The sequence below is a fragment of the Nocardia sp. NPDC055029 genome, assembly GCF_053608525.1.
Genome location: NZ_JBSGVQ010000021.1, coordinates 18280 through 41912, shown reverse-complemented (window position 1 = coordinate 41912; position 23633 = coordinate 18280). Strand labels below are relative to the sequence as shown.

General features: G+C 60.3%; 22 protein-coding genes. 18 read left to right on the top strand and 4 right to left on the bottom strand.

The window, feature by feature from the left end:
• Nucleotides 1-11 precede the first annotated feature (11 nt).
• From ACWF9G_RS19115 to ACWF9G_RS19105, 3 genes are read right to left on the bottom strand one after another with little or no spacing between them, the layout of a single operon-like run.
• Complete coding sequence (locus ACWF9G_RS19115) at nucleotides 12-1295, bottom strand: acyl-CoA dehydrogenase family protein (protein ID WP_452516768.1); 1284 nt, start codon at nucleotides 1293-1295, stop codon at nucleotides 12-14.
• 19 nt (nucleotides 1296-1314) lie between these two features.
• Nucleotides 1315-2388, bottom strand: coding sequence for a phosphotransferase family protein (locus ACWF9G_RS19110; RefSeq protein WP_452516766.1), 1074 nt, complete (start codon nucleotides 2386-2388; stop codon nucleotides 1315-1317).
• Complete coding sequence (locus ACWF9G_RS19105) at nucleotides 2385-3128, bottom strand: SDR family NAD(P)-dependent oxidoreductase (protein WP_452516764.1); 744 nt, start codon at nucleotides 3126-3128, stop codon at nucleotides 2385-2387. The genes ACWF9G_RS19110 and ACWF9G_RS19105 overlap by 4 nt, the downstream gene beginning before the upstream one ends.
• A gap of 412 nt (nucleotides 3129-3540) precedes the next feature.
• Between ACWF9G_RS19105 and ACWF9G_RS19100 the strand changes: the two genes are divergently transcribed.
• The 8 genes from ACWF9G_RS19100 to ACWF9G_RS19065 all read left to right on the top strand — a co-directional run bounded on the left by ACWF9G_RS19100 (nucleotide 3541) and on the right by ACWF9G_RS19065 (nucleotide 11604).
• Nucleotides 3541-4074: a TetR/AcrR family transcriptional regulator gene (locus ACWF9G_RS19100; RefSeq protein ID WP_452516762.1), complete on the top strand. Its 534-nt coding sequence runs from the start codon at nucleotides 3541-3543 to the stop codon at nucleotides 4072-4074.
• A gap of 122 nt (nucleotides 4075-4196) precedes the next feature.
• The gene (gene fabG / locus ACWF9G_RS19095) at nucleotides 4197-4958 is read left to right on the top strand and encodes a 3-oxoacyl-ACP reductase FabG (protein WP_452516760.1); all 762 of its coding nucleotides are present in this window, start codon (nucleotides 4197-4199) and stop codon (nucleotides 4956-4958) included.
• 20 nt (nucleotides 4959-4978) lie between these two features.
• Complete coding sequence (locus ACWF9G_RS19090; RefSeq protein ID WP_452516758.1) at nucleotides 4979-5431, top strand: MaoC family dehydratase; 453 nt, start codon at nucleotides 4979-4981, stop codon at nucleotides 5429-5431.
• A gap of 125 nt (nucleotides 5432-5556) precedes the next feature.
• On the top strand, nucleotides 5557-7392 hold the full coding sequence (locus ACWF9G_RS19085) for an acyl-CoA dehydrogenase (RefSeq protein WP_452516876.1): 1836 nt from the start codon (nucleotides 5557-5559) through the stop codon (nucleotides 7390-7392).
• 207 nt (nucleotides 7393-7599) lie between these two features.
• Nucleotides 7600-7824, top strand: a complete 225-nt coding sequence (locus ACWF9G_RS19080; protein WP_452516756.1) for a DUF6283 family protein — start codon at nucleotides 7600-7602, stop codon at nucleotides 7822-7824.
• Between the two features lie 276 nt (nucleotides 7825-8100).
• A complete protein-coding gene (locus ACWF9G_RS19075; protein WP_452516754.1) occupies nucleotides 8101-8487 on the top strand; it encodes a 4Fe-4S dicluster domain-containing protein in 387 nt (128 codons plus the stop codon).
• 635 nt (nucleotides 8488-9122) lie between these two features.
• A complete protein-coding gene (locus ACWF9G_RS19070) occupies nucleotides 9123-9908 on the top strand; it encodes a hypothetical protein (RefSeq protein ID WP_452516752.1) in 786 nt (261 codons plus the stop codon).
• A gap of 367 nt (nucleotides 9909-10275) precedes the next feature.
• Nucleotides 10276-11604: a TetR/AcrR family transcriptional regulator gene (locus tag ACWF9G_RS19065; RefSeq protein ID WP_452516750.1), complete on the top strand. Its 1329-nt coding sequence runs from the start codon at nucleotides 10276-10278 to the stop codon at nucleotides 11602-11604.
• 151 nt (nucleotides 11605-11755) lie between these two features.
• On the opposite strand, the gene ACWF9G_RS19060 is transcribed toward ACWF9G_RS19065, so the two are convergent.
• On the bottom strand, nucleotides 11756-12514 hold the full coding sequence (locus ACWF9G_RS19060) for a hypothetical protein (RefSeq protein ID WP_452516748.1): 759 nt from the start codon (nucleotides 12512-12514) through the stop codon (nucleotides 11756-11758).
• 527 nt (nucleotides 12515-13041) lie between these two features.
• Here ACWF9G_RS19060 and ACWF9G_RS19055 point away from each other — a divergent pair.
• The 10 genes from ACWF9G_RS19055 to ACWF9G_RS19010 all read left to right on the top strand — a co-directional run bounded on the left by ACWF9G_RS19055 (nucleotide 13042) and on the right by ACWF9G_RS19010 (nucleotide 23633).
• Nucleotides 13042-13695 (top strand): TetR/AcrR family transcriptional regulator, encoded by a 654-nt coding sequence (locus ACWF9G_RS19055; RefSeq protein ID WP_452516746.1) that lies wholly within the window; start codon nucleotides 13042-13044, stop codon nucleotides 13693-13695.
• Nucleotides 13696-14378: 683 nt separating this feature from the next.
• A complete protein-coding gene (locus ACWF9G_RS19050; RefSeq protein WP_452516744.1) occupies nucleotides 14379-16772 on the top strand; it encodes a sensor histidine kinase in 2394 nt (797 codons plus the stop codon).
• On the top strand, nucleotides 16765-17202 hold the full coding sequence (locus ACWF9G_RS19045; protein WP_452516742.1) for a roadblock/LC7 domain-containing protein: 438 nt from the start codon (nucleotides 16765-16767) through the stop codon (nucleotides 17200-17202). Before ACWF9G_RS19050 ends, ACWF9G_RS19045 begins: the two co-directional genes overlap by 8 nt.
• The gene (locus ACWF9G_RS19040) at nucleotides 17199-17576 is read left to right on the top strand and encodes a DUF742 domain-containing protein (protein WP_452516740.1); all 378 of its coding nucleotides are present in this window, start codon (nucleotides 17199-17201) and stop codon (nucleotides 17574-17576) included. The genes ACWF9G_RS19045 and ACWF9G_RS19040 overlap by 4 nt, the downstream gene beginning before the upstream one ends.
• Entirely contained in the window at nucleotides 17569-18129 is a 561-nt protein-coding gene (locus tag ACWF9G_RS19035) for a GTP-binding protein (protein WP_452516738.1), read from the top strand. The genes ACWF9G_RS19040 and ACWF9G_RS19035 overlap by 8 nt, the downstream gene beginning before the upstream one ends.
• Nucleotides 18130-18896: 767 nt before the next feature.
• Nucleotides 18897-19670, top strand: coding sequence for an ABC transporter permease (locus tag ACWF9G_RS19030; RefSeq protein ID WP_452516736.1), 774 nt, complete (start codon nucleotides 18897-18899; stop codon nucleotides 19668-19670).
• On the top strand, nucleotides 19667-20539 hold the full coding sequence (locus tag ACWF9G_RS19025; RefSeq protein WP_452516734.1) for an MlaE family ABC transporter permease: 873 nt from the start codon (nucleotides 19667-19669) through the stop codon (nucleotides 20537-20539). The genes ACWF9G_RS19030 and ACWF9G_RS19025 overlap by 4 nt, the downstream gene beginning before the upstream one ends.
• A 3-nt stretch (nucleotides 20540-20542) precedes the next feature.
• Nucleotides 20543-21604 (top strand): Mce family protein, encoded by a 1062-nt coding sequence (locus ACWF9G_RS19020; protein WP_452516732.1) that lies wholly within the window; start codon nucleotides 20543-20545, stop codon nucleotides 21602-21604.
• On the top strand, nucleotides 21601-22620 hold the full coding sequence (locus tag ACWF9G_RS19015) for an MlaD family protein (RefSeq protein ID WP_452516730.1): 1020 nt from the start codon (nucleotides 21601-21603) through the stop codon (nucleotides 22618-22620). Before ACWF9G_RS19020 ends, ACWF9G_RS19015 begins: the two co-directional genes overlap by 4 nt.
• Nucleotides 22605-23633, top strand: coding sequence for an MlaD family protein (locus tag ACWF9G_RS19010; RefSeq protein ID WP_452516728.1), 1029 nt, complete (start codon nucleotides 22605-22607; stop codon nucleotides 23631-23633). The genes ACWF9G_RS19015 and ACWF9G_RS19010 overlap by 16 nt, the downstream gene beginning before the upstream one ends.

Here is a 23633-nt window from a genome sequence, read left to right as displayed (position 1 = left end):
ACACATGGATATCAATTGGTGGTCAGCAACTTTGCGAATTGCTTCTGTGCCGCTGCCTGACGGGTGGGCACGTGCTCGGTGGGCACACCGGTGGCCGGGGGTGTGTAGCTGCGCAGGATCAGCTTCGCGACGCTGTCACGGTGCACTTCGTCGGGGCCGTCGTAGAAGCGCGCCGCTCGTGCGGCCCGATACATTCCTTCCAGGGGCAGATCGGCAGAGTAACCAAGGGAGCCGTGCGCCTGGATGGCACGGTCGATCACGTCGTGAAGGACTTTCGCTCCGAAGTACTTGATGAACGCGATCTCTTTGCGGGCGGCGGAGCTACCGTGCTGGTCGATCATCCAGGCTGCGTTCAATGTCATCAGTCGGGCAGCTTGGATCTCGGCTGCGGAATCGGCGATCCAGTTTCGGATGGTCTGTTTGTCCGCAAGCACGCCCTGGTGCAGTTCGCGGGAGGTGGCGCGTTCGCACAGCATGTCGAAGGCTCGATTGGCTTGCCCGATCCACCTCATGCAGTGGTGAATACGACCGGGACCCAGCCGCTTTTGGGCGATGCGGAAGCCATCACCCACAGCACCGAGCAGGGCGTCAGCCGGGACCTGAACGTTGTCGAACACCACCTCGGCGTGTGAGGGATAGTGGTTTGGCAGCACGATCGGGTTGTCCATGTTGGCGATATCGCGCACGATCCGTACGCCCGGTGCGTCGACGGGCACAATGAATTGTGATGCGCGGAGATGGGTTTCGGCGTCTGGGTTCGTCACCGCCATGACGATGATGAAGTCCGCGGTCGAGGCATTCGAGACGAACCACTTGTGGCCGTTGATGACCCAATTGCGGCCCTGCGGCACGGCGGTCGTGGACAGCCGAGTCGGGTCCGAACCGGCGTGGTCAAGTTCCGTCAACGCGAAGGCTGAGTACATTGCACCGGACAGGAGCGGCTCGAGCCATCGCTTCTTCTGCTCGGCAGTGCCTGCAGCGGCGAGGATTTCACTGTTTCCGGAATCTGGCGCCTGGTTGCCGAATACCAACGGCGCCACCCAGCTGGACCCGATGATCTCGTGCATCAATCCGAGCTTGACCTGACCATAGCCTTGGCCGCCCAGCTCCGGGTCCAGGTGCGCGGCCCACAGCTCTTGCTGCTTAACCTGCTCCTGGAGCGGTGCGACTGCGCGGCGGAGTTGCGTCCAATCCAGGCTCAAAGTCTCCAGCGGAAGCACTTCGGTGCGGACAAAATCCTGGATCCAGTCCAGTTTCTTCTGGAACTCGGTGTCGGTGGAGAATTCCCATGCCATAACGGTTCTCGATTCGTGTTTAGGGGAGGTGGTGATGGTTGATCAGGTCGTGGGCTCGGGCGAATAGGGATGTGGCAATGGTGTGTAGGCGCAGCCCCAACTCGGCTGAAGTGAGCCCAGCGCAGGACCGCGCATAGGTACCTTCGAGGATGATTCCGAGCTTGAAACAGGCCAGCACGGTGTACCAGTCCGCGGCCGATACATCGAAACCGGTGCGTTCGCCATAGCGCCGAACCAGTTCCTGTGCGGTGGGTAGCCCGCCTGCGCCCGCGAGTGCGGAGCCTATGGTGTCGACCCGCCGATCCGGGTCCGGCCAGGTAGCCAGCAGCCAGCCCAGATCTAGCATTGGATCACCGAGAGTGCACATCTCCCAGTCCACGATCGCCGCCACTTCGGGACCGTCAGGTGCGAACATGACGTTGGCAAGGTGGTAGTCGCCGTGCATGATCCCGATCGGGCCGGTGGCTGGCCGATTCCGGGTAAGCCACTCGGCGACTGGTTCCACTGGCAGTTCATGGGACGGGTAGCCGGCAAACCGTGTGTACGAATCCAGTTCGCTCAACCACCGTGGCACCTGACGTTCGAGAAATCCCTCTGGCCGACCGAATTCGGCAAGCCCTACAGCCTCGAAGTCAGTTGTACTCAGTATCGCGAGGGCATCGACAACTGCGAGCCCCATCTGATAGCGAACGTTTTCGTCCGAGGCGTGCAGCGTGGGCAGTTCGACGGCTGCGTTGAAACCGTCCACCGGCTCCATGAGGTAGAAGACCGACTCGCCCAGCACTGATTCATCAGGGCAAGAGGCGATCAACCGGGCATGCGGTACGGCTGTGTCGGCCAGTGCGGATAGCAGACGCATCTCTCGGCGCAGGTTGTCGTTGGTTGTCGCGCGCGGGTGCAACGGTCCGCGGCGCAGGACGAACTCAGTCGAGCTGCGGGTGAATCGCAGCATTATGTTCTGCGTGCCGCCTCCGATGGCGCGGAGATCGGTCAATGGACCGTGTCCCAAGCCCTCGATGTCCATCCAACTGGCAAGTGCGGACAACTCGGCTCCGGGAACGCTGAACTTTCTACTCGTCGCGGTCTCGCTCATCTGATGCCGCCGTCCAGGTTGAGTACCGCACCGGTGCAGAAGGAGGCTCGCGAGCTGGCCAAATACAGTGCAGCCCCGATGATTTCGTCCGGATTTCCGCAGCGGCCCAATGCTGCTTGGCTGTCGAGCCGCTCTCGTATCGCCTCGGTCCATGCATTGGAGATCTCGGTCAGGAATGGGCCGCACTGGATCGCGTTGACTCGAACACCGGATCGCCCGAAGGTTTGCGCCAAACCCTCGGTGAGGTTGTTCAGCGCGGCTTTGGCGGCCGCGTAGGGGATTGCTGTGGGATCTGGGCGGACCGCCTCGACCGAGGAGACGTTAATGATCGAGCCCGCGCCGGCCTCCGCCATCCGTGCCCCGATGACCGACGCCAAACGGAAGGGCCCCTTCAGATTGACGCCGATCACCTTGTCGAAATAGGCCTCCGTGACCTGGTCGACAGACGGGTACAGGGGTGAGAGTCCCGCATTGTTCACCAGCACGTCGACGCGGCCGAATTCCTGGTACACGGTGTCGATCAAGGTGTCACACTGCGCCCAGTCGCTGACGTTGCAAGCCACAGCCAGGGCCCGGCGCCCGTGCGCTGCTTGAGCTGCCTTTGCCACCACTTCGCAATCGGCGACCTTCCGGCTGGTCACGACGACGTGGGCGCCCTCGGCGGCGAACGCCCGGGTCATCTCCTGCCCTAGACCTCGGCTGCCACCGGTGACGACTACGACCTGGCCATCGAATTCCATTGGTACCCCGTTGTCTCAGCGGACCCTGCGGCAGGCCGAACGCCCGGACGCAGCGCCGCAATTAAAATGAGTGATCACTACATTATAACCAACCCCGAATCGGGAAGTCGAGGGGGTGATCGATGAGGATCTGGCAGCCCGGATCGGTGCTTCGGGCAGGGCGCTGCGGCGCCGTGGCCCTGTCAGCCGACCGGCCGGCATGCGTCGTGCTACGGGCCTGCCGAAATCCTTGGGAGGGGTGTCTCGCGTGATGGACGCAAGGCGAACGGAGGAATCTGCACGTGAGGTGGGCCTAGACTGTGTCGTCGTGAGCGAACCTGATCAGTCGACTAGTAGTGGCCCGCGCCGACCGGGTCGACCGCGAGGCAGCTTGGCCAGCAATACCGAGGCGACGCGGGAACGGATCGTGGACGTGGCGATCGAACTGTTCTCCACGGTGGGCTACCACGCTACGAGTGTCGCAGAGATCGGCAACCGCACGGACCTGCAGCCCGGTGCGTTGTACTACCACATCAAATCCAAGGAAGAGTTGCTATGGGAAATTCTACGGAGCTACACCGAGAAGGCCCTGGCTGGAGCGCAGCGGGTTGTTGCAGCGGATGTCGCTCCCTTGGAGAAGCTGGGACGGCTGATCGACGTCCATGTCAGCATCATCGCGCGACATCGTCGTGAGGTGCTCATTCAGATGCGCGATGCAGATGCCCTCAGTGTCGAGCACATGCGTGAGCTGCAGGTACTGCGGCAGGCAGTGCAGGAATGCTGGGAGGGTGTGCTCGAAGAGGGCTACCGCGTGGGCGAGCTTACCCGGGCCAGCCGCATAGTAGCCAATGGCTTGCTGGGCATGATGAATTCGGTCGCGCAATGGTACCGGCCTGGGCGAGGGCAAGGTGTCGACGAGATCGCGGCAGAGTTCCGGGGGATGGTCATCGACGGCTTGGCTAGGTAGGGCTTCGTCTCCTGGCCCCGCATGCGCTGCGGGCTTCTTTCGCCTTGATTTAATTGAGTGTACACTCAATACAAAAACCGGTGCGAGATGGACTCGACCAGCTGTTCCAGGAGAAAGAGCGCATGAGCATTGACATTGTCCGGGCCGCCATCGTCACAGGAGCTGCTCGCGGCATCGGTGCCGCCACCGCGAAGCGGTTGGCCGCCGATGGGTTCGCAGTCGCGGTTCTCGATATTGACGAAACAGCCTGCAAGACCGTTGTTTCCGAGATCGAAGCGGCCGGTGGTACTGCACTCGGTATCGGCGCGGACGTTTCGGATGAGGGCAGTGTCGACTCAGCAGTGAGCCAGACTGCTGCGGAGCTCGGCGCGCCTCTGGTGCTGGTCAACAACGCCGGAGTCATCCGCGACAACATGTTGTTCAAGATGACTACGAACGACTGGGACACCGTCATGAACGTGCACCTGCGTGGCTCTTTCCTCATGAGTCGCGCCGCGCAGAAGCACATGACTGAGGCGAGATGGGGCCGGATCATCAACTTGTCCAGCACATCTGCGCTCGGCAACCGCGGTCAGGCCAACTACTCGGCAGCGAAGGCCGGGCTGCAAGGCTTCACGAAGACTCTGGCGTTCGAGCTCGGCAAGTTCGGCATCACCGCCAACGCGATTGCCCCAGGTTTCATCGAAACCGAGATGACCCAGGCGACGGCTGAGCGGATGGGAGTGCCCTTCGAACAGTTCCGCGACGCGATTGTGAAGGGGATCCCGGTCGGCCGGTCGGGTAAGCCCGAGGATATTGCGAGCGCGGTGGCCTTCTTGGCGAGTGATGGGGCGGGGTACATCTCGGGCCAGACCCTGTACGTAGCCGGCGGCCCGACTGTCTGAGCGACCGGAAGAGCTGAAAGATGAAAATCTTCAACGGAATCGACGATTTCGTGCGAGCAGTCGGTTCGCACCTGGGCTACAGCGACTGGTATCCGGTCACCCAGGATCAGATCGACGTATTCGCCACCGCGACTGGTGACGATCAGTGGATTCATGTGGATCCGCAGGCGGCCGCCGAAGGGCCCTTCGGCGCCCCGATTGCGCACGGATTCCTTACGTTGTCGATGCTGCCTGTGCTGACCGGCCAGATCTGGCGCATCGACGGTTTGAAAATGGGAATCAACTACGGCTGCAACAAGGTTCGGTTTCCTTCTGTTGTGAAAGTCGGAGACCAAATACGGGTGGGTGTGGAACTGACCGCCGCCACCGCGCTTCCAGCCGGAACTCAGGTCACGGCGACCGCGACCGTCGAGGTCGCAGGTGGCGCCAAGCCTGCGTGCGTGGCTGAATGGGTGCTGCTGCTGGTCGATTGACCGACTATGCGCGGAAGTACCTGCCCGCCCGGGTCATGCGCCGTCGGCGCCGCAGCTCACTCCGGCTCGGCCGCGACGCCCCGGTTGACCCGGTCCATACCAACCAGCGGAAAGAACGACGACTGATGAGCCACTACAAGAGCAACCTCAGAGATATCAGATTCGAGCTGTTCGAGGTCCTCGGACTCGGTGACATCCTCGAACGCGGATACTACGACGATCTCGACTCCGAGACCGCCCACAATATCCTGGAGGAGGTGGCCAGGCTCGCCGAGGGGCCGGTCGCCGAATCCTTCGCCCAAGCCGATCGTGATCCGGTGTCCTTCGATTCCGCCAGCCACGAAGTCCGGATCCCTGACTCGCTACGTAAGTCAGTGCTGGCGCTGAAGGAGGCAGGCTGGTGGCGGCTCGGCCTTCCGGCCGAGCTCGGCGGCGTCCCCGCGCCGCCGCCTCTGGTCTGGGCCGTGCGGGAGATGTTGTGCGCGGCTAATCCGTCGGCCACGGCGTTCGAGATGGGCGCGCAGATGGCGGATGTGCTGTTCGACATCGGCACGCCGCTGCAGAAGCATTGGGCCGTACAAGGTCTGGAACGCGGGTGGGCGGGCACTATGGTGCTCACCGAGCCGGATGCAGGGTCAGATGTTGGCGCGGGCCGGACAAAGGCGATCCCGCAGCCGGATGGTACGTGGCACATCGAGGGTGTAAAGCGTTTCATCTCGGCAGCCGACGTGGGTGACCTCGCGGAGAATGTCTTCCATCTGGTACTTGCGCGGCCGGTCGGTGCTGGGCCGGGTACCAAGGGCCTCAGTCTCTTCTATGTTCCGAAGTATCACTTCGACTTCCAGTCGTTGGAATTGGGTAAGCGCAACGGTGTTTTCGTCACCGGTATCGAGCACAAGATGGGCATCAAGTCCTCGCCGACCTGTGAGCTAACCTTTGGCGGCACCGAGGTGCCCGCGGTCGGTTGGTTGGTGGGGGACGTGCACGACGGCATCGCGCAGATGTTCAACGTCATCGAAGGCTCACGGATGATGGTCGGCAACAAGTCCGCCGGCACCCTGTCCACCGCCTATCTCAATGCCCTGGAGTACGCAAAGCAGCGCATCCAAGGATCTGACCTCGCCCAACTCGCCAACAAGAGCGCTCCACGGGTAACCATCCTCCACCATCCCGAAATACGACGTTCCCTTCTCACCCAGAAGGCGTACGCCGAAGGTCTGCGATCCCTGTATTTGTTCACCGCAGCGCACCAGGGGAGGAGTCCACAACTGGCGCAGCATGTTTCGGGCGCAGACGCCGCGCTCGCGGCACGGGTCAACGACTTCCTGCTGCCGGTCGTCAAGGGCGTCGGATCCGAACGCGCCTATGACACCCTGAAGTTGGGCCTGCAGACGCTCGGTGGCTCGGGCTTCCTGCAGGACTACCCGCAGGAGCAGTACATTCGCGACACCATGATCGATACCCTCTACGAGGGCACCACCGCCATCCAGGCACAAGACTTCTTCTTCCGCAAGATTCTCCGGGATGGTGGGCGCGCATTCGACCATATCCGCGGCCGGATCGCAGACTTCCTCGCCGCAGGGGACCCAAACGACCGTCTCAGTCGCGAAAGGCGGCTGTTGGCAACGGCTGTCGATGATGTCTGTGCGATGGTGGAAATCCTCACCAGCTATCGCACCGCTGCCGACTCCGATCCTGCACAGATCTACAAGGTCGGGTTGGGTGCGGTGCCGCTGCTCTACGCTGCCGGTGATCTCCTCATCGGTTGGCGGTTGCTCGAACGAGGCACCGTAGCGCTGAAATCGCGGAGCGGCGACGCCGAGAAGGACTCCTTCTATGACGGCAAGATCATGGTGGCGTCGTTCTTCGCCAAAACTGTACTGCCGACCCTCGCTTCGACTCGCGCCGTCCTCGCGTCACTGGACACCGATGTGATGGGGTTGGACGAGGCAGCGTTCTGACAGACTCTCGGTCGAGCGCGAGATATTGCGGCGACCCGGTTTCAGGGTTCTGCATGCCGGCACCGGATTGCGGTTGTGCTCTATCACAGCCGCGATCCGGTCGTGCGTAGTGTGGAGGGGTCAAAGGCGAGCGGATGCTCGTGACAGTGGATCTGCGGCGACGCCGTCTATCGTGGCCGGCGATCTGCGGCGTTCAATAATGAAACGATGGGGTCGCCTGCGCCGCGACCGTGCGCCAGTTGCCTCAACCGGCGGGACGTCCCGAGCGGGGTGTGGGAATTCGGTGAGTACGAGAAGCTGGTGCTCACAACGATGACATGCTCCCGGGCGAGTGGAGATCAGGGTTGGACCATTGGCGCCAAGAGCGACGGCGTCTATCCGCCCTGCTCCGAGGATCGGACAGGCTGGCAGATGATGATACGGGAATCCTAGGCTCGCGACCGTCCCGATGGGCCAACAAGCGGCCCGCCGACGATCATTACCTGCATGGAGGTCGATCTCTTTGCCGACTATGGGTGTCGTTGATGCTGACAGTCGAACGTGCACTGCTCCGGCCACCACCGACCCCCCGTGTCTATGCGTAGTAGAATCTTTACTGAACTACGCATTATTGAACAAACTAGTATCATTGATGCTAGTCTGTGGGGTACATGGCAGATGGGCTAGCGCAACGTGCTGGGCGGCCTGCGGGATCGAGGGGAGATCGCGATGGCATTTGTAATCACGGATATTTGCATCGGCTGCAAGGACTCGTCCTGTGCGACTGAATGCCCGGTAGGCTGTATCCATCCACAGCCCGGAGAACAGGGATATGAGACCGCCGCGCAGCTTTACATAGATCCAGTGGCGTGCATCGACTGCAACGTGTGCTCGTCGGTGTGTCCGGTGGATGCAATCTATCCGGCCGATCTGGTCCCCGCAGAGCACGCGGCTAGCGTGCTCGCAAACGCAGTCCACTACGCTTCGTCTACCTCGGCGGAGGAACCGACTCCGCAATCGGCCCGGCCTGCGGTCGTTCGTTCTGGTGCGGTGGGGCGCATGCTCGGGTTGGTCTCGCGGGCGCGGCGAGGAAGTCGCGGCAAGGATGAGAACTAAATGGCTGGAATTGCTGAGGCGTGATGCAACTGTGGGTGGTTCAAAGTAGCCGTCGCCGCCCGATGGAGCTCACCGGGGAATGTCGCTGAGTATCAGGGACCTGTGGGGATTGCCGCCGACCTCAGCCCATTGCGCTGGATACAGGCTGTGTGTCACTGAGGCGGGGGCTTCGCGGCTTCTGTCGGCCCTCTTACTCATGCCGAGGTCGCGGTAGTAGACTAACGCCGACGCCGTGTTCGCCGAACGATTTGGTCCCAGCGAGTGCTCGATAGGGATCTGTGGCCGCCTGCATTGGGGCACTTACGTTGGCGACTAGCGCTCGAAAGCATCGGTTCCATTCCGAGGACCTGTACCAAGTGTCTGCGGCGAAAGTGGTCGCGTGGCATCGATCCGGCACCTTTCCGGTGCAATGCTGGGCGGTGCCTGTCAATATCGCGGGCTCCGCCCGTCTCGGTACTCATCGGCGGTGGTGCGGATATATGCCGATTGAGGGCTGTAGAAGGTGGTTGTCGTGCAGTCGACGAGTCTCGCGGCAGGCCGCGTCGTGGATACTCATGGGTCATCTGCTCGTTGTCGCCGACAGCAAACGTCGACACTCGCCGCACCGATCCCACTCCTGATGAGAAGTGTGAAACATGGCCACACCGCCTGTTGAGATGGCCGCTCCCAGCGGGTCGTACATCGCCTTCTATGCGGTCACCCTCTGTAGTCTGGCCGTTTCACTTTCGTGGTTGACCTGGCGGAGCTACTCTGCACGGTCATGGCTTCCGATATCGGTCGTCGCCGGCGGGCTGGCGGTCGGTACCGTGCTGCCGCCGATCTGTAACGCACTGACCTACGTGTGGTTTCCATCCAATATTCCTTTTGCCTACATCACCGCGTTCGGGATGCGAGATCCGGCGTTCGACCTCCTCGGATATGCCATGTTCTTCTCTGTCGGTGGTTGGTATTTCTACGAGCAGCTACGTGCTGGCCGCGGCAGGCGTGCAGTATGGGCGACCTTCGCGATATTCGCCGTGTTAGACCTAGTTCTCGAAGTGCCGTTCGTGGTGTGGGGTCTGTTCGAATACTATGGCGATCAGCCCTTCACGATCGCTGGCTTTCCGGCGCATTGGTGCATCATGAACGGCGCTGTTCCCATCGTATCCGGCGGACTCCTGTATCTCGCAATAGAACGCTGGCCATTTGGCGGCAACGTCGTGCTGCGAGTCGCCGCGGTACCCCTGCTGGCTGGCGGCCTACTGCTGTTGCCGATGGCACCGGTGGCTACCGCACTGAATGCCGAGATGCAGTCCAGGGTGCGATATGTGGCCGCCGTCGCAACTATGGCGATCTGCATAATTGCTGTCCGGTTTGTTGCCGAATGCTTCTCGGAGTCGACCGCTGGTGCGGGTCGACAAGGACTCGCCGACGCGGCATAGGCTCGGTCGCCGTGCCGGTCCCGAACACGAACTCCCTGGTGGGGGAGAGATTTGCCGAATGACCTCGACGCCAGGACGCGCTGGTCGGGGTCCGGGATGATTCTCGTCATCCTGATTGCTGTGCGACGCCTGATGCGCCCCAGTTGGCCGTACGTCAATTGGGGCGGGCACTCGGATTTATTGTGAAACACTCCACGTCGCCGTTTACGTGGACTTCCAGATGCCGATGCGCAGAAGTCGTGTCTTTCGTTGTAGATCCCCGGGTCGGTATTGCAGCTTACGTGGATTGGTCTTCTAATGGTTTCAGGGACAATTCCCGTAGGTCGAATATGGGATCTTCTGTTCGCTTCTAGGATACAGTGCATGTGTGGACTCCAAATCGATTGCGCGCCAAAGGCTGCGCAAGTTCGAAGGCCCGGAGGCAGCCGACCTGGCCATCTTCGCTGCGGCCGAAAGCCTGCTCACCGAAGGTTCATTGCAAGATCTCACGGTTTCTCAGATCCTGAAACTAGCGAAAGTTTCGCACGTGAACTTCTACTATTACTTTGCTTCCATATATGACGTTATCACGGCCATGGTCGTGCAACTTCTCGATGACATATATGGAATCGAAGCGCAAGTTTCGGCTGAATCGGACAAGTGGCAAGGGCGCAATGTCGAAGACCGTTTGCGGCGAATGTTCCAGCTGTGGATCGAGAAGAGTGCGGTGATCTGCGCGGCAGTCGAACACATTCATGGAGTTCCGCAGCTTGCCGAGGCGTGGCAACTCATGCTCGACCGTGCGGTGAACGACGTCGCTCGTGAAGTCGACGAACAGCGACAGGTTAGGGCTGCGACGGAGGGCGTCCCCGCGACGTTGGTCGGCGCAGTGCTGGTCTGTGGCTACGAGCGGGCCTTGTATGTCGGAGCACGCGCCTTCGACAGATGGCTCCGAAATTCTGAAGCAGCCGTCGAGTCACTCATCGCGGAGGTAGTTGCCGCAGTGTATGGCGATATCACGCCTGTGCGGCTGACGAGGGAACTGGCTTCCCAGGATGAGGCCGTCTCATTGCCGATTGCCGGCGGCCGAGCCTTCGCTTGTCTTTTTGGTCGAGACGGTGACCAAAAGTCCGGGGTGGCTATCTTGCGGGCGATGAACGAGCTACTCGCCGGGCGGACCCTAGATCAGCTCAGCGTGACCACAGTCGTAGAGCGGGCGGGTGTTTCCCCCGCTACCTTCTACTTCTATTTCGACAACATGGACGATGCCTTCACGGTTCTGTTCGATCGGGTGGCTGAGGAGATGATCGGACGATTCGAAAAGCTGGCCTCGGCGGACCGTACCGATCCGGACAGGATCAGGTGGGTGGTCACTTCGTGGCTCCAACTCGATCCGGAGTACTTGGGCGTGATGCGAAATTCCGTGCTCGAGTGGCCGCGGAGGCCCGAGTTGCGCCGGCGCTATCTCGCCGGCATGGCTGAGATGATCTCTCTGATGGCGGAAATGATCGAGATGGATCGGAATGCGGGTATTGCCGTCGCCGGCCCGCCGGCTCAGCAGCTGGCGTCCACGCTGATGTGGATGATCGAGCGAAGCATCGCCGGATCCCTGCTCGGCGAATCGCGCCTCCACGACCTGGTTTCAGTCGCAGCCTTCCTTGGTGACCTGCTGGTATCGGTTATCTACGGGAGTGGTCAACCGTCCGAGCGGCCGTAGACGCAGCTCCGCAGTTCGCACAGCGCTAGCGAACGGCGATGGGTTGGCAGGCGATTCGCCGAACAGACGACAGCCCCGCCCGTCGCCGTGTCCAAGAGATTGCGGTGCGGTGAGGACCGCTGGCACTATTGCGGTCCTCACCGGCATCCTGTTACATCGCAGTATCGAGCTGGGCTGTCTGCGGAGCTTTGGTGGCGCCAGGGTGGAGCTGTTGCCTTGGCATCGCAACGGTAATGAACCTGACGCAGGCAAGGCTGAACGCCATTGAAACGAGTGCGCACGCGTACTTCGCGGGCATCGACCAGTCCGAATTGAGCGCTGTCGAGATTGGCCACCCTACTGCGCCGCCTGCGGCGGCGAATACGACGGGGGGGACGGCAATCAGCCATAGCTGCTTCACGCCGCGCAGATGTGGCAGTAGTGATGCGACGACAGCCCCTCCCAGGATGGCGGCGAGGCCGTCGATGCCTGCCCACCACAGAGGGTAGCCCGCAATGTTCATCGGCGGGTCGCCGAAGAATCGGAGGATCCCGATCCATGAGCTGGCTCCGATAGCGAGGAAGTCGATCACGATGATGGCCCCATACAGCTTCCAGACGAATCCGGCCGTGACATTGGTCTGAAATGCTCTGGCGATGATGTACAACAACCCACCGCAGAACCACGCGTAACCGATCGGGACGAAGAGTGGCACTGACCGTCCGAATGAATCGAGGGTGGGCAGCGGTTGGTCGAGTGGGTAGGTGACCAAGATCGTGTTGTCGAACCAGGACTCCATCAGACCTGCGAATGCACCCCCCAAGAGTAGTGCCGGCAGTGCCGGACCGACCCGCCGCTCCTTCGGCGTTACGACCCAGTAGATGGCGAAACCGCTGGTGATGAAGGCCATTGCGATGGTGTACACGATCATGGCCCCATCGCGGGCTGGGAGGATGGGCATCTCCTGGAATGCGGTTAGGAACATCCGGACCTCACTTTCGTCGGGCGTAGCTCAGTGCACGACCCGCACAGAGAAGTGAAGCACAACCTACGTATTCGCGATGCCAAATTTGATACAAATGCTATCATGCGTAGATACTGACATGCTCTACTACGCGAATGTGTCGCGAATCGGTGATTGCCAAGATTGAATCGGGTTGCGAGTGGCCCGGCGTCGAAGGCGGGCGCCGACCGGCTGTGGCTGTGCGTGCTGAATCCGTTGCTGCGCATGTGGATCTGCGGACCGTGTTGGGTTGCGTTGCACCTCGATCGTGTGCAACGCGGGCGTAGGTGGGTGGTCGGCAGGCCACCCGTGTTGCGGAAGCATGTTGGCCACATGCGTATGGTAGAGGCTAAAATCATGCGCATGCTTGATTAATTGACCAGATCCGGTCATACTATGCGCATCGACGCGAACGTCTGACGCTTCGCGGGTTTCACACTGCGAGGAGATTGGACATGGCCCAGCCCACCTTGTCGGAGTCGTCGGCTCCGGCGGATTCAACGCCGGGGCAGGCCCGTCGACTGCAGCTCGACTACCGGCGTAGAAAGACGCTCGCGGTCGCTAGCGAGATCTTTGCCATGCGTGGCTACCACGCGGCGACGGTGGAGGAGATCGCAAAACGCGCCGGATTCAGCAAGCCCATCCTGTATACGCAGTTCTCGGGCAAGTTGGATCTGTACCTAACGGTTCTGCAGAGTCACATCGATACCTTTACCGGTAGCGTGCTGTGCGGGCTACGGTCGACCGCGGCCAACCCGGTCCGTGTTCGCGCTGCGGTTCAGGCATACTTCGACTTCGTCGACCATGAGACGCAAGGCTTTAGATTGGTTTTCGAATCGGACCTGACCAGTGAGCCGTCTGTGCAACTGCGGGTCCGTCGGGCGACCGATACGTGCATCAACGCGGTGAGTGAGGTGGTGGCGCACGAGTCGGGGCTGAGCTGGCACCAGGCTCATCTGATTGCCGCCGGGATGGTGGGAGCCAGCCAGTTCGCCGCGCAGTATTGGCTCGATACCGGCCGTGTGACGCCGAAGGATGAAGCAGTCGAAGCTGTCATTGCATTGTGCTGGGGCGGTCTTTCGGTCGTGCCACTGCGTCGCGCCGATTGATCACCGGCGCTCGAACCAACGTAGCCCTGGCCGGGCAAGCATCCAACGAGAACGCATGTCGCGGTCAACGGTCCTCGTATGGATCGCACGTGCGGCGGCCGGTACAGATGCCTGGCGCTGCCAATGCGGAGTTCGCAGGTGAAGGCGGTCATGAGTTCGGCTGGGCGCTACCCCCTCTGTTGCCTGCTGCGCAGCGTCAGAAGGAGATTCTGACCGAGAGTCCAGGTCTGGTGAAGTCGTCGCTGGTGTGCTGTGGATCGAGAACCCGCTCGGCCGAGCCCTGTTCGACATCGCGAGTTGGTCCATCGTCCGGCTCGAACGATGTCTTGCGTGCTCAATCATGGCAATGAGTGCGCATACTGCCAAATCTGTTGCGCAAGCGTGATGTATCGCGTAGTTTGACTCCTTGGTGTCGGTCCCGTCTTGGTTGAGTGCCATTGCGGGTGATCGTCGGTTGCGGTGTCAAAGTCGCATATCGGCGCGGATCAAACCGCCACAGTGATGGAAGGAACCTCTCGAAACATGGCCCTGCTGTCTCGACATGCTCGACGGATGGCGGGCGCTAGATACCGCCCCATGCGCAGGCGACGGCGCGCATCGGAGTCGTTCTTCCCCTTCGGGTTAGCGAAAATGGCACCTATCGCACCGCTGGCCGTCAAGAACCGTGAAGGAGGCGGTCGCGGATGACCACGACCACCAAAGTGCTCAACCGCCGGGCCGGTGATTTTTCGTACCTTGCAGCGCTGCGGGACCGAATCCGTCGTCCCGGGTCGGTCCGCACGCGAGTCCTTTCTCTCGTGCTCATTCCCAGTCTTGCGCTGATGTTTACTGCTGGCGCCTTTGCGGCAATGTTGGCGAAACAGGGAGTCGACGCGAAAAGGTGGTCGGATGCCCTGAGTACGTACGTCAACCTCACGCTCGAGTTTGTCGTAGCGGTACAAGCGGAGCGATCGGATAGTCAACGCGTTGTGGCCGGCGATAAACAAGCTGCGGTCGACTTGTTGGGGCGCCGGACCGCAACAGACGCCATCCTGCGTAAGGCTGCACCGGCAGGTCCTCGATTGCAAGAGTTGAACCCGGAAATAATGGCGAAGGCTCTACCGGAGTTTCAGGCTTCGGTTTCGACGTTGCCGACGATTCGTCAATCTGTGGACAGGCGGCAAGCCCAGATTTCCGAAATTGATGAAGTCTACTCTGACGTAGTCGAGATGTTGGTCACTATAATGAACAATCTGGCCCGCGCCTCCAGAGATCCAGAAACGGTTGCAGTCGAGATGCTCGCCGCTGATCTTTTGCTAACCGCTGACCAGTACTCCCGTGCGGTAGGTCTAGCCGGTGGAATGATAGTCGTCGAGGGCGATCCCACATTTCCGGAACGTATGAAGTATTTGCAACTGTCTGGCGGTTTTCGAAATCAGCTCGAATCCTTGGTGCCGCAGTTGAGCGCCACGGATCGTCGTGAATACGACAGGTTGACGGAAAGCTCGGAATGGCGGATGGCCCTCGCCGCCGATGAATCCTTGGGTGAATTCGGGGAGCTGCACGTACCGCTCGCAGATTGGGTGGCCGTCCACGATCGGATCGCACATACCCTGCACGGTCTCTGGAGTAGAAATTACAGCGCGGCCTTGGCTGCTTCAGCGGCGTCGGCGGGTGGTCAGATTGCGCGATCATCAGTTGTCGGTATCGCGATGCTTGCCGTGGTGGTGGCGACGCTTTTCACCTCTATGCGTATTGCCGCCACCCTGGTCAGGCGCCTGCGCTCGCTGCGAGACAAGACGATCGAGTTGGCGGAGCAGACGCTGCCGGAGATGATGCAGCGGTTGCACGAGGGACAGTCGGTGGATGTCGACAGCGAATTGGTGCGCGCAGATGAGGGGCGTGACGAACTCGGACAGGTAGCGGGGGCACTCTATACCGCACATAGTGCCGCGCTAGCGGCTGCGGCTGCGGAGGCGAAGGCGCGGACCGGCTTCAGTAAGGTCTTTCTGGACATCGCTCGCCGGAGTCAGGTGCTGGTCCATCAACAGCTCGCTGTGCTTGACGCTGCCGAGTCCAAACAGGACAACCCAGAGCACCTCGAGATGCTGTTCCAACTTGATCATCTGGCTACACGTGCTCGCCGGAATGCGGAGAACCTGCTTATTCTCGGTGGTGGCCAAGCTGGCCGCAAATGGCGACAGCCGGTATCGCTCGAGGAGATCGCTCGTAGCGCAATCTCGGAGACGCGTGACTTCACCAGGGTGACGGCAGTCAGGATGCCGGATGTACGCGTGGTCGGTACCGCCGTTGCGGATCTCATTCACCTGCTCGCGGAGTTGGTCGACAATGCGACATTCTTCTCACCTCCCGGTGCGCCTGTGACGGTTCGGGGGAACATCATCGGGAAGGGAGTCGTTGTCGAGGTCGAGGACCAGGGGCTGGGGATCCGGCCGGAGGAACGAGACCGGCTGAACGCATTGCTCGCCAGCCCGCCGGACTTCCAGGAGATGGCCACATCTCGCCACCGGCATCTCGGTTTGTTCGTGGTCGGCCAATTGGCGGTGCGCCACCACATCGGAGTGAATCTCTTGGAGTCGGCGTACGGGGGAATCAAAGCGATCACCATACTGCCGACCGCATTGTTGGACGGCGGCACCGATATGCTGACTACGATGCCTACGGGTTCATGGTCGGACCAGCCGCGTGCTACCGATGCTGTGATGATGCGGGCAAACGGTGAGCCTGCATTTCCACACCATGCCGAAGATGTTGAACGGACAGGGTTGCGGAGCGAGCAGCCAGCGTCCAGTGACACTGAACAACACGGAGTGGCAGTATTTTTGACCTCGAAACGCGATACCGCGCAGGAAGGTTGGGGGAGCCGGGTGCCGCTCCCGAAGCGTCAGCGGCAAGCGCACCTTGTGCCGCAATTGCAGGTCGAGCAGAGTACGGTCGTGCATGAGTCGCAGAAGCCCCGGCAGCGCAACGCGGATAACGCTCGAAATGTGATGTCCGCCCTGCAGACCGGAACCCGCGAGGGTCGTGTCTTCGCCGTGAAGAATCTGAATGGAAACGGATGGTCGGGAAATGAATAACTATGCCTCTTTCGATCCTCCCATGGACAGTCTGGACTGGCTTATCGATGACTTGATCGGCCGCCTGCCAGGTGCCGAAAAGGCGGTCGTATTGTCCGACGATGGGCTTGTAATCGCGCGCTCGCAGACTGTCGAACGAGAGGCTGCTGAACATCTTGCAGCGATGGCCTCTGCTCTCGGTAGCTTGGCCCGAGGGGTGGGAATCCAGTTCGGGAAGGGGGGAGTGCAGCAGACTGTGGTGGAACTCGAAGAGGGCTACCTGATAGTGACGGAGGCTGGGTACGGGGCTTGCTTGGCGTTGCTCACTTCGGTCGATTCAGACCTAGGGATGGTCGCCTACGAAATGAACGTGATCGTCGAAAAGGTTGGCGACAAATTGTCTGCCGCGCCTCGTGTCAGGATGGTTGATTCACGAGCTCAACGGCCATGAAGGACGACGAGGCAGACCGCTGGTTCGATGATGACCCCGGTCCGCTGGTGCGTCCATTCGCGGTAACCCGAGGGCGGGCGGGACGGAACGTTCACGATCTGGATTTGATCACTCTGGTCGTCGCGATCCGCCCACTTGTAGAGACTACAACCATGGATCGCGAATACGAGGAGATTCTGCGTATGTGCGACGGTTCGCCCGTTTCCATCGCTGAAATCTCCGCGCATTTGAAACTGATGCTTGCAGCGGTGAAGGTGTTGGTCAGTGATCTGATCAGTTCGGGTCACCTTCTCCACCAATCTCCCCCACAGTCGCTGGGTAGGGACAATATTCAACTACTGCAGGCGGTCCTGGAAGGCGTACGAAATGCCTGATTCGTCGGAACTTGGCACCCGGGCGGTAAAACTTTTGATCGCCGGTGGATTCGGCGTTGGAAAGACCACCTTTGTGGGAGCGGTGAGCGAGGTCGAGCCGCTGCGGACCGAAGAACAGCTTTCCGATATCGGCTCGGTCGTCGATGATCTGACCGGGGTCGAGACGAAGAAGACGACGACCGTCGCACTCGACTTCGGCCGCATCACCATCAACTCCGAGATCGTATTATACCTGTTCGGTACCCCTGGGCAGGATCGTTTCTGGTTCATGTGGCGCGAGCTGTCGATAGGTGCGCTGGGCGCCGTAGTGCTCGCGGATACGCGCCGGCTGGAAGATTCGTTCGCGGCGGTCGACTTCTTCGAGTCCCGCGATATTCCCTTTATCATCGCAGTGAACTGCTTCGACGGAGCGGATATGTACGAGGAGGCGGAACTGCGCAATGCCCTCGATATCGGGCTCAATGTTCCGATGCAACTCTGCGACGCGCGTGATCGCGCGTCTGCGAAACTTGTGGTCGTTCGCTTGCTCGAGCACCTCATCGCATCTGTGTGAATCTGGACGAGTTCGTGTGACGCGTGGGCCGATGCACTTCGTGGAGGCAAGCGCGCTGACGGAGGCCATTGATCTGCCGGCTCGTTGACATATCCCTGACCAGGCAGACCGAGAAACGCTCGTGAGTGCTGGTCGGCTTGCTGCAGCGGATCGCAGGATCCGTGGAGAAGCTGCGAACTCATCGAGTTCCACGTTCGCGTCGACCAGCGCGAGATCGTCCATCGGGGCTCTTTGGTCCCCTCGATCGGCGCTGGCGGCGGCAGCAGTTTCACTGTGTGATCTTCGGGTGCAGATGTGAAACCCGGCAGATCAGTCGATATCAGCAGCGCGAAATCCGCGGGCCTTGGTGTCGTGAGGCGGCCCCAACCAAGGCCAAACCCAGATCGCGTAGGAAACACAGCTTGTAGCCCTGCATCTACAGACTACGACGGTCATTTGGACGGTTGATACGCATCCTTGAGGCAAATTTGCTACGCAGATAGTTGCGGCGACCCGACTGCTGTGGCATGGTGATCCCACGGTTGAGTGATCGCAGACACAGTGAAGGTGAGTTGTGAGATCCACCTCAGAAGCCTGGTCTGCAAAGGCTCGGCAAAGTCTCTCGAGAAGCAATGGCAGAGGTCGGCGAGATGAGTGAATCAACAGCTATGGCTGTACTTGGAGGTGGGCCGAGAGCTGGGCGATACGGATCCAGCCCCGACGGTCCACTACCCTCCATCGACGGGCCCTCTGTTCGGAAGGGCTGGGGTCGGCGAGTCGCTGGGACGATGCGACAGAGCGTCGGCACCATCGGTCGCTCCGCGCACCTCACCGCGGAGGTTGTCCGCTTCACCGTCATCGATGTTGTCCGCCTCCGGATTCCGATGCAGGAACTCCTCACCCAAACGTGGGCCTTGCTGAAGGTAACGGCGGCACCGGCCCTGCTCATGGCAATCCCGATCGGTGCCGAGGTCTCGGTGCAGGTCGGCGGATTGATGAGTCAGGTCGGGGCCAGCTCGCTTGCTGGTGCAGCCAGCGGGCTCGGCGTAATCAGTCAGGGCGCACCGATGGCGACAGGGCTACTCATGAGTGGGGCGGCCGCTTCTGCTGTGGCTTCCGATCTCGGAGCGCGGACAATCCGCGAGGAGATCGACGCTATGCGAGTCATGGGAATCGATCCCGTCGAGCGGCTGGTGATGCCGCGGTTCATCGCCATGATCTTTATTGCACCGATTCTGTGCACACTGATCATTACGGCCGGTGTTTTCGCCGGCCTTGCGATCGCAGTCGCGGTCAGCGATGTGGTGCCGGGTAGCTTCTGGCAGTCGCTTGGCGCGTTCGCGACGACGACCGATGTCATGTTCGCGATGCTCAAAGCGTTGGTCTTCGCCGGCCTGGTCGTACTCATCGCCAGCTTGCGCGGATTGGAAGCCAAGGGCGGGCCGAGGGGAGTTGCCGACGCGGTGAACGCATCGGTGGTGCTGAGCGTGGTGTCGATCTTCATCGCGAATCTCGTCATCACCCAGCTGCAGTCCATGTTCTTTCAGAATCAGATTTCATGACCATGACCAGTGCATCGAAGTACACACCGTTTCCGCGGCTCAGCGCGATGATCCGGCCGATCCGGCGGGGCGTGGTCGGAGGCTTCCACGAGGTCGGCCGCGCGACGATTTTCGTGGCGAAGACGATCTACCTCCTCCCCAAAACAGTGCGGATGTATCGCAACCAGACATACAAGACCATGAACGGCATGGCATGGGGACGTGGCTCGGTGGTGGTAGACGGCGGCGTCGTGAGCCTGATGATGCTGCTCGGGGTGTCGGTCGGAATCGCCATTGCGGTTCAAGCCTACGATGCATTGAATCTGCTGGGGTTCGGGGCGCTGAGCGGAATCGTCGGATCTTTCGCCAATATTCGCGAAATCGCGCCGATCCTCACGGGTGTCGGATTCGCGGCCCAGGCTGGCTGCCGGATGACCGCGGAAATCGGATCCATGCGGATCTCCGAGGAAATCGATGCGACCGAAGCCCTTGGGTTGCAGGCTATTCCGTTCGTGGTCGGCACGCGCCTGATCGGTGGAATGCTCTGCGTCGTACCTGCCTATCTACTGGCGCTCGTCGTCAGCTTCATAACAGGCGGGACAATTATCAAAGTCTTCCGCGGAGAAGCGCCCGGCACTTACGACCACTACTTCAGTCAGTTCTTGAGCGTCTCGGAGGTCGGCTTCTCACTACTCAAGGCAGTGATCTTCTGTGGTGCCGTCACGTTGATTCATTGCTACTTCGGATACTTCGCTCACGGCGGTCCAGCGGGTGTCGGCGCGGCATCGGGAAGAGCGATCCGAATGAGCCTCATCGTGATCGTTGCAATGAACTTCATTCTCTCCGTATCCATCTGGGGTCTCAGCCCCGAGATGGTGTTCAAAGGGTAGGCGATGGAACAGGACTTCATTCGAGGCACAGCTCGAAGTCAGGCACTGGTGGTGGAGGCCACCGCGGCGGTCGTGGTGGTGGTCGTCATCCTCGCTGCGGTGCTGGGCATGGTGCATCAGCGCAAGCAAGAACATGCCGGCAAGATCTTGCTCGGGATCGAAACCCCCTACGTGGCACCCGGTGTGCTGGCAGGCACACACGTGATGATGCACGGAGTCGAAGTTGGCGAGGTGACCGAGCTCGGGCGCATCTCCGATGGAGTGCTGCGGATGACCGTCGCGCTGAATGCAGAGCGCATCGCGGGGCTGACGGACACGTTCGAGATCGACTATCGGCCGGAGAACTACTTCGGTGTCACGGCAGTCAATATCGTCGGCGGCACGGGCGGCGGGAGGCTAGTTTCAGGGCTGACGATGAGCAGGACGCCGGTTGGCGACTTCTCCATGGCGACAATGATCGAGAAGGGCTCGCTCGTTGTCGATGGGACGCTGACGAATGACATCATCACTTCCCTGGACAAGATTGTCCGCTACACGAACGGTCTGAATCCGATGATTCAGACGGGAATAGTGGTAGCCGACCGGATAGCGAAGACTCAGAAGGCGTTGCCGAGCGAATCGATCGGCCACTTCAATGACATTCTTGCGGTCCTCCCGGTCTTCAACCGCGAAGTCATCGGAAGCCTGAACGCTGTCTACTACTCCGGGTACAACCGGCTTCCGGATGGGACGATCGCGGTCAACGACGACATGATGGATCGCAACGACACAGCGCTCCAGCTCGCTGCCACCGACCTGTTCGGCGCTGCAGGTCAACTGCTGCAATCGCACCCTGACGAGCTCCTTCCTGTACTCGATGCGGTGCAGGCGATGGCAGGCGTCGTCCCCGATGTCCTGGCGCACGGAGCGCTCTCCGACAAGTTCCAAACGCTGGTTGCACAATACGATCGTGCGATGCCAGGGCCCGACGGCGCCAAGACACTCAATCTGCGAATCTCCTTGGAGCGCCTGCCAGTACTGGCGGCTGGCTTCGGCCTGCCCAGTGGAGGACAGGAGCCCCGATGAAAAAGCGCCGTATCATGATTGGCCTCCTGGTCAAGCTCACCATAGCCCTCGTCGTATCGGGAGTTTTGCTGAGTCTTGTCATGAACGCTATTCGAAATCCGGTCGAAGGAGATACGAGATCTTATTCGGCTGATTTCACGGACGTGTCAGGGTTGCATCCGAATTCTGACGTACGTAGCCGAGGCGTGCAGATCGGGAAGGTGACCGATATTCACATCGTGCGCGAGCACGGTGACAGCATCGCTCGCGTTTCGTTCACATTGGTCGAACCGTATCGTCTGACGACCAACACGATACTCGCCGTGAAATTCCAGAACTTGACGGGTATTCGCTACCTCGACCTGCTGGTTCCCCAAGATCCGGGTGTGCCGGCAGAGCATCTGGCGAGCGATCGAACCAAAGCATCGTTCGACATCACTAAATTGTTCAACGGACTTCAGCCAGTGCTCGAGACCCTGAGCCCTGAAGAGATCGATACTTTCGCTGCGAACGCATTGACGGTTCTGCAAGGTGATGGCACTGGTCTGGCTCCGATGCTCGATAGCGTGCAGAAGATCGCGAACATGGCTCGTGACCGTGAGCAGGTGATTTCGACACTGGTTCAGAACATGTCGCGGATCGACGACAGTATGGGCGGTAGATCAGGAAATGTGATCGAACTGCTGCGAAGTTTCAGCCTTCCGATCAATTCGGCGATGACCGTGCTGGATGAGTTCAGAAAGGCTGACTTCTTCGGTCCTGTGTTTATGGGGCCAGTGAACCAACTGTTGATCGCGATCGGTCTGGATCGTAATTTGGACATAAATAAGATTGTGGAATCGGCATTTTCTTCGCTGGGCGGAGCCGCAGAAGCGCTGAGGCTTATGCCGGTAGCTTTCGAAGGCCTGCAAGTGCCTGGTCTCACGAACCAGGGTATTGGATCCACGATGACCTGTTCGCATGGCGGCGCGGAACTTCCAGGCATGGTGAATGTTCTGCTGAATGGAAGCAAGGTGACGATATGCAACGCCGGTTGACGACCTCCGGTGGATCGGTCGGCGCCAGTATTCTCTCGGCTGTTCGGCGAATAGTCTCGAATGAATTCTCGCTCGGCATGACAGTTGTGTTCTTGGTGACAATAATTGTAGCCGCGACGGTGGGGCTGTACCTGGCGCCACCAGGACGTAAACAGCTCAGCTTCGAGACGACTGATGCGGCTGCTGTGCGGTCGGGCCAGGACGTGCGAGTCGCTGGTGTATCGGTTGGGAAGATCAGCGCAGTGACTCTCGGTCGCGATAGGGTGCGGGTGACTGCGGATATTGGTGCTGATACATTCATTGGCGACGATTCTCGAATCGAGGTCAGGATGTTGACGGCAGTCGGCGGCTATTTTGTGACCATTATCTCGATCGGTGAAAAGCCATTGAGTGATCAACTTATCCCTGCCGAACGAGTGACGATGCCGTACTCCATCGCTGATATTCTGCAAGAAGTGCCGCGCATCACCGATAATATTGATGGCTCAACGGTGAACGCGGATATCGAGCAGCTCGCGCAGGGGTTGCAGCACAATGCGGGTTCCGTCGGCTCGTTGATCGCCGGTCTCGACAGTATCGCCCGTGTAATGGCGACTCAGCGCCTGCAGATCCGGACGACCCTGGATCTGGCGACGGAGTACGCGGAGGCTTTCAACGGCAGCCGCGAGTTCCTTTTCGACTTCATTCGGAAGATCGAGGTCGTGCTGGGAACGTATAACACGTATAGGGATGGGTTCAATCGCGCTTATCAGCTAATGGGTGATGTGGTGATGCGGTTGGAGCCGATCGAACAGTACTTCCTGGCGAATAAGGAGGAGCTCCGCGCGGTGGTCCAGCAATTGCGAGATGGAATCGCTAACTTTCTGCAAGCGATGGACCCTGCCATCGGTCAGCTGAATCAGCTCCGTGGTCAATTGGGCGGCATTCTCACCCCAGAGGGTATCGCTGAGGTCGGTGGCGGCCAGTTGCTGGCGTCGCAGTTCTGTGTTCCGATTCCGGGACGGGAGTGCTGA